The following is an 11580-nucleotide window of genomic DNA, read 5'->3' on the forward strand; positions in this document are numbered from 1 at the left end:
GTCCTAAGCGGTCAATGGTCGCTGAACTGTGGGGTGCGGCGCTCCTGGAACGCCGTCGCGCCCTCGATGAAATCGTGCGCCCGCAGCAGGACGGCCTGCCCGTCGAATTCACGCTGCAGGGTCGGCTCCAGTTCGGTCAGCGTGGCGGCGTTGATGGCATCCTTGGTCCTGGCGTAGGCCACGGCCGGACCGGCCAGCAGCCTCGAAACCACCTTGTCGACCTCGGCGTCGAAGTCTTGCGCCGGGTACACCGCGGAGACCAGGCCCCAGGCCAACGCGTCGGCGGCCGGCAACCGCTCGGCCAGCAGCGCCATGCGCAGCGCGCGGATCCGGCCGATCGCCGCGGCGACCAACGCCGACGCGCCGCCGTCGGGCATCAGGCCGATCCGCGTGAAGGCAAGCAGGAAAAACGCCTTCTCCGAAGCCAATACGACATCGCATGCCAGCGCCAGCGACACCCCCACACCCGCCGCCGGCCCGTGCACCACGGCGACCACCGGCCGCGGCAGCGCGACGATCGCCCGCACGGCGCGGTTCGCCTGCGCGAGAACCTCGGTTCCCGGGCCGGCGCCCGCCAGGTCGTCGGCGCTCATGCCGGCGCCCGAGCAGAAGCCGCGGCCCGAACCGCCCAGGCGCACCACCCTGACCCGGGGATCGGCGGCCGCGCGTTCCATCGCATCGGCGATCCCGGCCAGCACCGGGGTGGTCAGCGAGTTGAGGCTCTCGGGCCGGTCGATGGTGACCGACAGCACGCCGTCGGACAGCGCGACGGCAAGGCCTGCGACGGGCGCCAGTGTGTCGATGCCGGGTTCCATGGGGCCACCCTAGGTGACCGGGGCGCGCGGCCCCCGACTGCGGCTGCAAAGATGCCAACGGCCGGTAGTTCGACCTCACCGCCGGTCGCCGGGCGTCGGAGCGGACGAAGGGTCGGTGCATCGTGGCTGGACCGCTGAGTGGATTGCGTGTCGTCGAGTTGGCCGGCATCGGGCCCGGCCCCCACGCGGCGATGATCCTGGGGGACCTGGGGGCCGACGTGGTGCGCATCGACCGCCCCCCAAGGGACGGGTCCGGTCCCGGCGGTGTCGCAAAGGACGCCATGATGCGCAACCGGCGCGTGGTGACCGCGGACCTGAAGTCCGACGCGGGACGCGACCTCGTGCTCAGGCTCGTCGCGAAGGCCGACGTCCTCATCGAGGGCTACCGCCCCGGCGTGACCGAGCGCCTCGGGCTGGGGCCCGAGCGGTGCGCCGAGGTCAACGACCGGCTCATCTACGCCCGGATGACGGGGTGGGGGCAAACCGGCCCGCGCAGCCAACGGGCCGGACACGACATCAACTACATCTCGCTCAACGGCATCCTGCACGCCATCGGCCGGACCGGCGAGCGGCCGGTGCCGCCGCTGAACCTGGTCGGCGACTTCGGCGGCGGCTCGATGTTTCTGCTGGTTGGCATCCTGTCGGCGTTGTGGGAGCGGCAGAGCTCCGGCAAGGGCCAGGTGATCGACGCCGCGATGGTCGACGGCTCGAGCGTGCTCGTCCAGATGATGTGGCAGATGCGTGCCTCCGGGATGTGGTCGGACGCGCGCGGCACCAACCTGCTCGACGGCGGCGCGCCCTACTACGACACCTACGAGTGCGCCGACGGACGCTACGTCGCCGTCGGGGCCATCGAGCCCCAGTTCTACGCCGCCCTGCTGACGGGGCTGGGTCTCGAGGGTGCGGATCTGCCCGGGCAGAACGACGTCAGCCGCTGGCCGGAGCTGCGGGCGGTGCTGACCCAGACGTTCGCCGCCCACGACCGCGACCACTGGGCGAAGGTGTTCGCCGAGTCCGACGCCTGCGTGACGCCGGTGCTGGCGTTCGGCGAGGTACAGACCGAACCGCACATCACCGAGCGCGACACGTTCTACGAGGTCAACGGGGGCCTGCAGCCCCTACCGGCGCCGCGGTTCTCGCGCACCGCGCCCGAGACGCCGCGCGCGGCCGCGCCGGTGGCCGACGCGGAGGCCGTTCTGAAGGACTGGGTATAGTCCCCGACCAACAAGTTGGTGGGCCAACCGCCGGGATACCGCCGGGATACACGGAAGGATTCGCATGGAGATCAAGGACGCCGTCGCCGTCGTCACCGGCGGGGCCTCGGGCCTGGGCCTGGCCACCACCCGACGCCTGCTGGACGCCGGAGCGCAGGTGGTGGTGCTGGACCTGCGGGGCGAGGACGTGGTGCGCGAACTCGGCGAGCGGGCGCGTTTCGCGCCGGCCGACGTCACCGACGAGGCCGCCGTCGCCAGCGCGCTGGACATCGCCGAGGCGATGGGCCCGCTGCGCATCGTGGTCAACTGCGCCGGCACCGGCAACGCCCTTCGGGTGCTGGGCAAGGACGGCGTCTTCCCGCTGGACGCGTTCCGCAAGATCGTCGACATCAACCTGGTCGGGAGCTTCAACGTGCTGCGGCTGGCCGCCGAGCGGATCGCCAAGACCGAGCCCGTCGGCCCCCCGGACACCCAGGAGCGCGGGGTCATCGTGAACACCGCATCGGTGGCGGCGTTCGACGGGCAGATCGGCCAGGCCGCCTACTCGGCGTCCAAGGGCGGCGTGGTGGGCATGACGTTGCCGATCGCGCGCGATCTGGCCGGCCACCTCATCCGGGTGGTCACCATCGCCCCCGGTCTGTTCGACACGCCGCTGCTGGCGGGCCTGCCGGAAGCGGCCCGCGAGTCGCTGGGCAAGCAGGTGCCGCACCCGTCGCGCCTGGGGCACCCCGACGAGTACGGCGCGCTGGCGGTGCACATCATCGAGAACCCGATGCTGAACGGCGAGGTCATCCGGTTGGACGGCGCCATCCGCATGGCGCCGCGCTGACGCGCGCCGCGAAACCTCGGGTCGCCGGGAAAACGAAAGCCCCCCGCAGCGCGGGGGGCCGACCCGGAAACGGACTCCAGGTCTATCTACGGAACCACCGGGTGATTGCAGGTTCGGCCATCAGGAGCCGTGCGAGCACACTCATCGCGGTCAGCTTGCCGTAGGGAGGGGTTGCCAGTCCTCGAACTGCTCCGAGGTCTCGCCTTCCACCAGCATGTCGCCATGGTAGAGAGCTTCGAAGTCAGCTTTGATGACGTCGGCCCTCGAGTCGTCGATCCACATGACACTGAGCGTATGGCCCACCCTTAAGGATTCTTTGAGTTGCGATTCGGAAATTGGTGGCAATTTACCGGCGGGTAGGTTAGCCCCGCGTCGCACACGCGATGGTGCCGCTGAGCGGCTTGGTCGCCGCCCGGTTTTCTGGCCGGACTCTTAGCGCCGCCCCGGTGTGAAACGGCGTTGAACCCTGCCCGGCCCTCATCCGTTCCCCCCTCATCCGTTCCCCTCATCCGTTCCCCCGATCCGTTCATTTTGCGAACAGCGTTGTTCGACACCTGTAACTTGGGCGGAAGCAACTAACGCTCATCGGGGTGGGCGCACGCGACCGGCTGGGGGAGAACGCCGAATGCTGCAACGAATCGCACGACTGTCCATTGCCGCGCCGCGCCGGATCCTCGGGGCGGCGCTATTGGTTTTCGTGGCCGCGGCCGTCTTCGGCATCCCCGTCGCCAAGAGCCTGTCGCCCGGGGGCTTCCAGGACCCGGGCGCGGAGTCGGCACGCGCGATCAAGGTCCTGACCGCCAAGTTCGGGCAGAGCGGTCAGAAGATGCTGATCCTGGTGACGGCCCCCGCGGGCGCACGCAGCGAGCAGGCGCGCCGGGTCGCCACGGGCCTCGTCGGGGATCTGCAACGCTCACCTCTGGTGTACAACGTGTCCTCGGCCTGGACCGCGCCCCCGCAGTCCGCCGCCGACATGATCAGCACCGACGGCAGGTCCGGGTTGATCGTGGTGAACCTCAAAGGCGGCGAAAACTACGTTCAGACGAACGCCCAGAAGCTGGCCGACGAGTTCGTCCATGACCGCGACGGCGTCACGGTCCGAGCCGGCGGGTCGGCGATGGAGTACGCCGAGATCAACAAGCAGAACCAGGACGACCTCCTGGTGATGGAGATGATCGCACTCCCGCTGAGTTTCCTGGTGCTGGTCTGGGTGTTCGGCGGGTTGCTGGCCGCGGCGTTGCCGATGGCCCTGGGCGCGCTGGCCGTCGTCGGCTCCATGTCGGTGTTGCGGCTCGTCACCTTCACCACGGAGGTGTCCATCTTCGCGCTCAACCTGAGCACGGCGCTGGGCCTGGCGCTGGCCATCGACTACACGCTGCTGATCGTCAGCCGGTACCGCGACGAGCTGGCCGAGGGCAGCGACCGGGACGAGGCGCTGATCCGGACCATGGCCACGTCCGGCCGCACGGTGCTGTTCTCCGCGGTCACCGTCGCGTTGTCGATGTCGGCGACGGTGGCATTTCCGATGTACTTCCTGAAGTCGTTCGCCTACGCCGGGGTGGCGACCGTGGCGTTCGTGGCCACGTCGTCGATCCTGATCACCCCGGCCGCGATCGCGCTGCTGGGTCCGCGCCTGGACGCGCTGGACGTGCGCGCGCTGCTACGGCGGATCCCGCCCACGGGAAAGGGGGGCGCCGCCCCGGCGCACAAGCCGGTCGAGCAGCTGTTCTGGTACCGGTCCAGCAAGTTCGTGATGCGGTACTGGGCGCCGATCGGACTGGCCGTCATCGCGGTGCTGGTGCTGCTCGGCCTGCCGTTCGTCGGCGTGAAATGGGGCTTCCCGGACGACCGGGTGCTGCCGCGCTCGGCGTCGGCGCATCAGGTCGGGGACCGGTTGCGCCACGATTTCGCCCACGACTCGGCGACTTCGGTGCCCGTGGTCGTCCCGGACACCCGTGGGCTGAGCCCCGTGGCTCTCGACGAGTACGCCGCCGCCCTGTCGCGGGTTCCCGACGTCTCGGGGGTGTCGGCGCCGGGCGGGACGTTCGTGGCGGGCAACCGGGTGGGCCCGCCCGGCCCGGCGACCGGGGTGGCCGACGGCAGCGCCCTTTTGACCGTGAACAGCAGCGTCCCGCTGTTCACCCAGGCCTCCGACACCCAACTCCGGCGTTTGCATCAGGTCAGCGGTCCCGCCGGCCGACCCGTCGAGATGGCCGGGGCCGCCCAGATCAACCGCGATAGCGTCGACGCGGTGACGAACCGGCTTCCGCTGGTGCTGGGGTTGATGGCCGCCGTCACCTTCGTGCTGCTGTTCCTGCTCACCGGCAGCGTGGTGCTGCCCGTCAAGGCGCTGATGTGCAACGTGCTGTCGTTGAGCGCGGCCTTCGGCGCGCTGGTCTGGATCTTCCAGGACGGCCATCTGGGTGCCCTGGGAACCACGCCGAGCGGGACGCTGGTGGCGAACATGCCGGTGTTGCTCTTCTGCATCGCGTTCGGCCTGTCCATGGATTACGAGGTGTTCCTGATGGCCCGGATCCGCGAGTACTGGGTGGCGTCCGGGGCCGCCCGGCCGGCCGAGGCGATGAGCCCGGCCGAGGCCCACGAGGCCAACGACGAAAGCGTGGCGCTCGGGGTGGCCCGCACCGGGCGGGTGATCACCGCCGCCGCGCTGGTGATGTCGATGTCGTTCGCGGCCCTGATCGCGGCCCACGTGTCGTTCATGCGGATGTTCGGGCTCGGCCTGACCCTGGCCGTGTTCGCGGACGCCACGCTGGTGCGGATGGTCCTCGTGCCGGCGTTCATGCATGTGATGGGGCGGTGGAACTGGTGGGCGCCCGGGCCGCTGGCCCGCCTGCACGAGCGCTTCGGGATCAGCGAAGGGGCCGGCGCGGGGCCAACCGACGAAGCCGTGCGACGCGGCCCGATCACGCAGCCGGTGACCCGTATCGGTTAGCGTGGCGATCGTCGGTATTCGTGGTGCGAAAGGATGACGCGCATGGGGGCAGCAGCGGGGTCAGCGGTCGACAACCCGTTCTTCGCGCGGATCTGGCCCTACATCGCCGCCCACGAGGTCGAGGCGATAAAGGCGCTCCGCCGGGAGAACCTGGCGGGCCTGAGAGGCCGGGTGTTGGAAGTCGGCGCGGGCATCGGGACGAACTTTCCGCACTACCCGGCGTCGGTCGACGAGGTGGTCGCCGTGGAGCCCGAGCAGCGGCTGACCGTCCAGGCCCGCGCCGCGGCCGACGTGGTACCGGTTCGGGTCGTGGTGCACGGCGACACCGTGGAGGCCTTCGGCGACGGTGAGGCGTTCGACGCGGTCGTGTGCTCGCTCGTGTTGTGCTCGGTGGCAGACCCCGCCGACGTGCTGGGACGCCTGTACTCGCTGCTGCGGCCGGGTGGCGAGCTGCGCTACCTCGAGCACGTGGCCAGCGGCGGCATGCGGGGGCGGCTGCAGCGCCTCGCCGACGCGACGGTGTGGCCGCGGCTGTTCGGCAACTGCCACACCCATCGCGATACCGAGCGCGAGATCGTCGCGGCCGGATTCGAGGTGGACACCTCCCGGCGGGAGGACACGTTGCCGGCCTGGGCGCCGTTGCCGGTGTCGGAGCTGGCGTTGGGCAGGGCACGCCGGCCCTGACACCCTATTTCTTGTCGCCGAGCCTGCGCTCAGCGCGGCTTTGGTGGCCGAATTGCGTTCGGTGCGCAGGCTCGGTGCGGTCAGCGCAGGCTCGCTGCCCGGAATTCCAGCGCGGCGGATGTCCCAGGCGTATTGCCGCCGGTCGAGTCGATGCTGCTCGGAGACCTTGGGAACCGTGACGTCGGTGGCCCGCAGGAGCGCATCCAGACGTGCGATCGCCGTCCCCATCGGTCTGGCGCGCCCGATGTCGAACGCGGTCCGTTGCGGCGTGGTTACCGGAAGGCCCGCGACGACGTCGAATTCCCCTGCGGCAAGGCGTATGTCGTGGGTCTTGATGCCGCGTGGCGCCCGGGCGTTCGGCCAGATCAACGCGATGGGCAGGCGGTCGTCCGCCCACTTCGATCCGTGCCACGCCGCCGCGGTGGTGCCGGCGAGCACGCCCCGTCGGTGCGACCACAGCCAGGCCGCCACCGCCCGTTGCCGCAGCGTGAACTGCTGACGATCGCGGGGCACGTAGACGTCGGGAAACACCGCGCGGAAACGCGACCGCAGCTGGTGCGGTCGCAGGATTACGGCGTTGACCGCTTCGCTGCCGATGAACGGCTCGTCCATGACGGCTACACTGGGCCGCCGCGCCGGCGCCCGAGAAGAAGCGGGCGGGGTGGCTAACCCAGCAGGGCGGGCAGTCGCTGCAGCAGTTCGGGCAGCGCCTGGCTCGCGGTTTCGCGGATGCTGATCGTCGCGCTGCCGGACAGCGGGGTGACCTCGGGATTGACCTCGACGACGGCGGCGCCGCGCGCCAGCGCCAAGTCGGCCAGCCCGGCCGCCGGGTAGACGACGGCGGAGGTCCCCACCACCACCAGCACGTCGGCGGTCTCGGTGGCCTCGACGGCGCGCCGCCAGGGCGCGTCGGGCAGCTGCTCACCGAACCACACGATGTCCGGTCTGATCAGACCGCCGCAGTGGCACACCGGAGGTTCGACCTCCAGCGCCGGTTCGGTCATTTCCGGCACTGCGCCGGTATAGGCGATTCCGCAATGGGCACAGCGGAATTCGAAGAGGCTTCCGTGCAGATGGTGCACCGCGGTGCTGCCGGCCCGCTCGTGCAGGTCGTCGACGTTCTGGGTGACGACACTGACCTCGGCGCAGTCCTGCCACGCGGCGATGGCGCGGTGTCCGGCGTTGGGCGCGACGTTGGCCACCAGATGGTGGCGCCACAAATACCAGCCCCAGACCCGCTCGGGGTGGTCGCGCCAACCCTGGGTGCTGGACAGCTCGTAGGGGTCGAAGCGGGCCCACAGGCCGTTCTTGTCGTCGCGGAAGGTGGGCACGCCGCTCTCCGCGGAGATCCCCGCGCCGCTGAGCACCGTTACGCGCATGCCACCAAGATAGTCGGCGGGGGTGGATACTGGGCGCGTGGAGCTGGCTGACTGGTTGCGGGTCGACGCCGCCAAGGGGCGCAAGCCCCTGTTCGACCAGCTCAGGACGCAGGTGATCGACGGCGTCCGGGAAGGTGCGCTGCCGCCGGGTACCCGCCTGCCGACCGTCCGCGAGCTGGCCGGCCAACTCGGCGTGGCGGTCAACACGGTGGCCCGCGCCTACCGCGAGCTGGAGAGCGCGGCGGTCGTCGAAACCCGCGGCCGCCTCGGCACTTTCATCGCCCGCTACGACCCGACGGACGCGGCGATGGCGGCCGCGGCGCGGGAGTACGTCCAAGTCGCCCGGGGGCTGGGTCTGGGCAAGGCCGAGGCGCTGCGCTACATCGAGGCCGTGCCCGAGGACCGCGAAGCACGCTAGCTACCGCACCACTTTCGTCAGCGTGCGCAGGTTGCGGGTGGTGGTCGACGACTTGTACCGCGTCTTGCCCATCGTCTTGCCGATGGCGCTGTCCAGGGTGGAGCCCTTGGGGACCTGCCAGTAGATGACACCGATACCTCGGGCGATCTTCTCGCCCGGGCCGGCGCGTTCGCCCAGCGCCGCCAGCTCGTCGAGCACCGCCTCGTCGGCGACGAACGTGACGTAGGACTGACACCCGTCGGCCTCGCGCTCGAAGGGGTAGGCGTCGACGACGGCGCGCACCGCGGCGACGTCGTAGGCCAGCACCCAGGCGTCGTAGCCGAACCTCGCGCGCAGGGCGGCCTCGGCCTTGCGCCGCACGACGGCCGCGTCGTCCGGCGCGTCCAGCAGCACGTTGCCGCTGGCCAGGAGGGTGCGTACGCCGGTGAATCCGGCGTCGGTCAACGCGGCGGCCACCTCGGCCATCGTGAGGTTGACGCCGCCGACGTTGACGCCGCGCAGGAAGGCCGCGTAGCGGGGCACGGCCCCATACAACCAGCACCGCGTGCCCGCGACGTAGTCTTTCGTCATGGGACGTCAGGTCTTCGACGACAAATTGCTGGCCGTGATCGGTGGGAACTCCATCGGGGTGCTGGCCACGATCAAACGGGACGGACGCCCCCAGCTGTCCAACGTGCAGTATCACTTCGATCCGCGGGAAGTGGTGTTGCGGGTGTCGATCACCGAGCCGCGGGCCAAGACCCGCAACCTGCGCCGCGATCCGCGGGCGTCGCTGCTGGTCGACGCCGACGACGGCTGGTCGTATGCCGTCGCCGAGGGCACCGCGGAACTGACGCCCCCGGCCGCCGCGCCCGACGACGACACCGTCGAGGCCCTGATTGCCTTGTACCGCAACATCGCCGGGGAACACCCGGACTGGGAGGAGTACCGGCAGGCGATGGTCACCGACCGGCGGGTCGTGCTGACGCTGCCGATCTCCCATCTCTACGGCATGCCGCCGGGCAGGCGTTAGCCGCGCCGTCGGGGCTAAGCTGCCGGTATGGCTGAGTCGAGCTCTTCGCGAGAAGAAAAGTCACCCACGGGTGCGGCGTCGGAAGACTCCGAGGACGAGAACAAGCGCAAGTTCCGCGAAGCCCTCGACCGCAAGATGGCCAAGGGGCCGGGCGGCTCCGCCCACAAAGACGGCGGCGGCAAGCGGCCGCGGACGCACGGGCCGGTCGAGAACCGCCGGGAGTTCCGCCGCAAGAGCGGCTGAGAGCGGCTGAGAGCCACCGAGAGCCACCGAGAGCCACTGAATGGGCATGAGCCGCAACCACGGCTGCGTTGTCGGTGGCGCCTGCGGTGATCCGGCAGCCGACGCGCTGCCGGACGAGAATCCTCTCGCTCTTCTCAGTGGTGTACTTCGCGACCAGCACGAATTGAGACGGTTCAGCCTTGGGGTGGGGTGAACAGGCTGATGGAAGGGTCGTCTTGGCCTGGTTTGCCGCGCAGGCTTCCTCGGGTGCTGGGGTGTCCGAAGTTCACTCGGGACGGGTCGTTTTGGTATGCCCAGTCCGCCACGATGGTGCGTTGGGTGAACTTCCAGCGGCCGTCGTGTTTGGTGTATTTGTCCAGGTACCGACCGCCGATGATGACGTCGATGTCGTGTTTGGGACCGGCGAAGGTGTGAAACACCAGGCAGTAGATCTCACCGCTGCCCGTGTCCCCCTCGATCACGAAGTTCGTTGTGGTGATGTTGTGTTGGGAGACACGCAGGTAGGGTTCCGCCGCCTGTAGTTGTTCGATGAACTGTTCGACGCCGCCCGTCGAGAACGAGCCGTGAGAGTCGGTCGCGTCGGGGTGGTACAGGCTCCGAAGCGTTTCATAATCAGCGCGGTCGACGGCCCGGCAATAGGCAGTGACGAGCTGATGCAGTTCGTCTCGGGCCAGCATCAGTGCCAGTCTGGCCTCGTCCACCACCACGCCACGATAACTCGGTGGTTATGGGCTGGTCGTTAGAGCCGTTCTCGTGGGTAGTGTCTCAACAATCGGCCATCGGTCTTAGGGTGTTCAGCGGGAGGAAGGTCGTCGACATTGAAGGTTTGGCTCGCTCAAGATCCTGAGGCCGACAAGCTACTGGCCGAGAACCCGTTCGCGCTGCTGGTCGGCATGCTGCTCGACCAGCAGGTGCCGATGGAGACCGCGTTCGCGGGGCCGCAGAAGATCGCCGACCGGATGGGTGGCTTCGACGCCGCCGAGATCGCCGACTACGACCCGGAGAAGTTCGCCGCGTTGTGTTCGGAAAGGCCCGCGATACACCGGTTTCCGGGATCCATGGCCAAACGCGTCCAGGCGTTGGCGCAGATCGTCGTGGACCGCTACGACGGGGACGCCGCCGGTTTGTGGCGCAGCGGGGATCCCGACGGGCACGAACTGCTGCGTCGGCTCAAGGGCCTGCCCGGTTTCGGCGAGCAGAAGGCGCAGATCTTTCTGGCGCTGCTCGGCAAGCAGTACGGGGTGACACCGCCGCGCTGGCGCGAAGCGGCGGGCGACTTCGGCCGGCCCGGCACGCACATCTCGGTCGCCGACATCGTCGACGCGCGTTCGCTCGGGCAGGTGCGCTCGCACAAGAAGCAGATGAAAGCCGCGGCCAAGGCGGCAAAGTAACCGGTGAGCAGCACAGAAAGGCGGCATCGTGAAGACACACATAACGTGTCCGTGTGGAGAGGCCATCGTCGGCAAGGATGAGGACGAGCTGGTCGAACTGACCCAGGCCCACCTCGCCGCGGTCCACCCGGGGCTGGAGTACGACCGCGACGCCATCTTGTTCATGGCGTACTGACGAGCGACCGGCGTGCCCCGTCGCGGGGACACGCCGGTCGGCGCGTCTGCACGGACCGGGCGCTACGGCACCACCGTTGAGCCGATCGTGGGCATGAACTGGCACTGCTTTTCCGTGGTGGTGACCTGCCCGAAGATCGTCGACATGACGCTGCCCGAGCCCGTGTCGGCGATTCCGGTCAGTGTCGTCGGCCCCTCCGGGTTGATGTCCGAGCGGGGCTTGAGCGTGACGCTCCCGGACTTGCCGGTCGTCAGGTTCACCCAGGTGACGTTCAACGGGAGCTTCTGCACCTCGGCCGGACCGGGCGTGCCGACCGCGGTGAACACGTAGGCGGTCTGGCCCGGGCCCGGGCCCGGCGCCGGAATCTTGGCCGGACCCGCCACCGACAGTGCGGTCGCGATCGAGTTGCCGCCGTCGGCAAGGCAATTGGTGCCGATCGAGGGATAGATGAAGTCTTGGGTGGGCGG

Annotated in this window: 15 protein-coding genes; 9 read left to right on the plus strand and 6 right to left on the minus strand. The window is 69.5% G+C overall.

Features of this window, described 5'->3' with window-relative positions; all coding sequences use genetic code 11:
- Positions 1-11: 11 nt before the first annotated feature.
- Positions 12-815: an enoyl-CoA hydratase gene (locus FPZ47_RS06020; protein ID WP_144949583.1), complete on the minus strand. Its 804-nt coding sequence runs from the start codon at positions 813-815 to the stop codon at positions 12-14.
- Between the two features lie 122 nt (positions 816-937).
- Between FPZ47_RS06020 and FPZ47_RS06025 the strand changes: the two genes are divergently transcribed.
- Complete coding sequence (locus FPZ47_RS06025) at positions 938-2029, plus strand: CaiB/BaiF CoA transferase family protein (protein ID WP_144949580.1); 1092 nt, start codon at positions 938-940, stop codon at positions 2027-2029.
- A 64-nt stretch (positions 2030-2093) separates the two neighbouring features.
- Positions 2094-2858, plus strand: coding sequence for a 3-hydroxyacyl-CoA dehydrogenase (locus tag FPZ47_RS06030; RefSeq protein ID WP_144949577.1), 765 nt, complete (start codon positions 2094-2096; stop codon positions 2856-2858).
- A 150-nt stretch (positions 2859-3008) separates the two neighbouring features.
- On the opposite strand, the gene FPZ47_RS30185 is transcribed toward FPZ47_RS06030, so the two are convergent.
- A complete protein-coding gene (locus FPZ47_RS30185) occupies positions 3009-3140 on the minus strand; it encodes a hypothetical protein (protein WP_144949574.1) in 132 nt (43 codons plus the stop codon).
- 343 nt (positions 3141-3483) lie between these two features.
- On the opposite strand from FPZ47_RS30185, the gene FPZ47_RS06040 reads away from it, so the two are divergent.
- Both FPZ47_RS06040 and FPZ47_RS06045 read left to right on the plus strand, forming a co-directional pair.
- The gene (locus FPZ47_RS06040; RefSeq protein WP_144949571.1) at positions 3484-5811 is read left to right on the plus strand and encodes an MMPL family transporter; all 2328 of its coding nucleotides are present in this window, start codon (positions 3484-3486) and stop codon (positions 5809-5811) included.
- A 33-nt stretch (positions 5812-5844) separates the two neighbouring features.
- Entirely contained in the window at positions 5845-6495 is a 651-nt protein-coding gene (locus FPZ47_RS06045; RefSeq protein WP_144949568.1) for a class I SAM-dependent methyltransferase, read from the plus strand.
- Between the two features lie 665 nt (positions 6496-7160).
- Here the strand turns inward: FPZ47_RS06045 and FPZ47_RS06050 are convergent.
- A complete protein-coding gene (locus FPZ47_RS06050; RefSeq protein WP_144949565.1) occupies positions 7161-7874 on the minus strand; it encodes an NAD-dependent deacylase in 714 nt (237 codons plus the stop codon).
- Positions 7875-7911: 37 nt separating this feature from the next.
- Between FPZ47_RS06050 and FPZ47_RS06055 the strand changes: the two genes are divergently transcribed.
- Positions 7912-8292 (plus strand): Rv1152 family transcriptional regulator, encoded by a 381-nt coding sequence (locus FPZ47_RS06055; protein ID WP_144949562.1) that lies wholly within the window; start codon positions 7912-7914, stop codon positions 8290-8292.
- Here the strand turns inward: FPZ47_RS06055 and FPZ47_RS06060 are convergent, their stop codons facing one another.
- Complete coding sequence (locus FPZ47_RS06060) at positions 8293-8814, minus strand: DUF1697 domain-containing protein (protein ID WP_144949667.1); 522 nt, start codon at positions 8812-8814, stop codon at positions 8293-8295.
- Positions 8815-8860: 46 nt separating this feature from the next.
- Between FPZ47_RS06060 and FPZ47_RS06065 the strand changes: the two genes are divergently transcribed.
- Together FPZ47_RS06065 and FPZ47_RS06070 are read left to right on the plus strand one after the other, a co-directional pair.
- Positions 8861-9304, plus strand: a complete 444-nt coding sequence (locus FPZ47_RS06065; RefSeq protein ID WP_144949559.1) for a PPOX class F420-dependent oxidoreductase — start codon at positions 8861-8863, stop codon at positions 9302-9304.
- A 27-nt stretch (positions 9305-9331) separates the two neighbouring features.
- A complete protein-coding gene (locus tag FPZ47_RS06070) occupies positions 9332-9547 on the plus strand; it encodes a DUF5302 domain-containing protein (RefSeq protein ID WP_144949556.1) in 216 nt (71 codons plus the stop codon).
- Positions 9548-9720: 173 nt separating this feature from the next.
- On the opposite strand, the gene FPZ47_RS06075 is transcribed toward FPZ47_RS06070, so the two are convergent.
- A complete protein-coding gene (locus FPZ47_RS06075) occupies positions 9721-10254 on the minus strand; it encodes a nuclear transport factor 2 family protein (RefSeq protein WP_144949553.1) in 534 nt (177 codons plus the stop codon).
- 111 nt (positions 10255-10365) lie between these two features.
- Between FPZ47_RS06075 and FPZ47_RS06080 the strand changes: the two genes are divergently transcribed.
- Complete coding sequence (locus tag FPZ47_RS06080; RefSeq protein ID WP_144949550.1) at positions 10366-10938, plus strand: HhH-GPD-type base excision DNA repair protein; 573 nt, start codon at positions 10366-10368, stop codon at positions 10936-10938.
- A gap of 28 nt (positions 10939-10966) precedes the next feature.
- Entirely contained in the window at positions 10967-11113 is a 147-nt protein-coding gene (locus FPZ47_RS06085) for a DUF1059 domain-containing protein (protein ID WP_069419838.1), read from the plus strand.
- Between the two features lie 62 nt (positions 11114-11175).
- Here FPZ47_RS06085 and FPZ47_RS06090 read toward each other — a convergent pair.
- Positions 11176-11580 (minus strand): Rv1157c family protein (locus FPZ47_RS06090; RefSeq protein WP_486813344.1); only part of this gene is annotated, 405 nt, incomplete at its 5' end.

The sequence above is a fragment of the Mycobacterium helveticum genome, from assembly GCF_007714205.1.
Classification (GTDB): Bacteria; Actinomycetota; Actinomycetes; order Mycobacteriales; family Mycobacteriaceae; genus Mycobacterium; species Mycobacterium helveticum.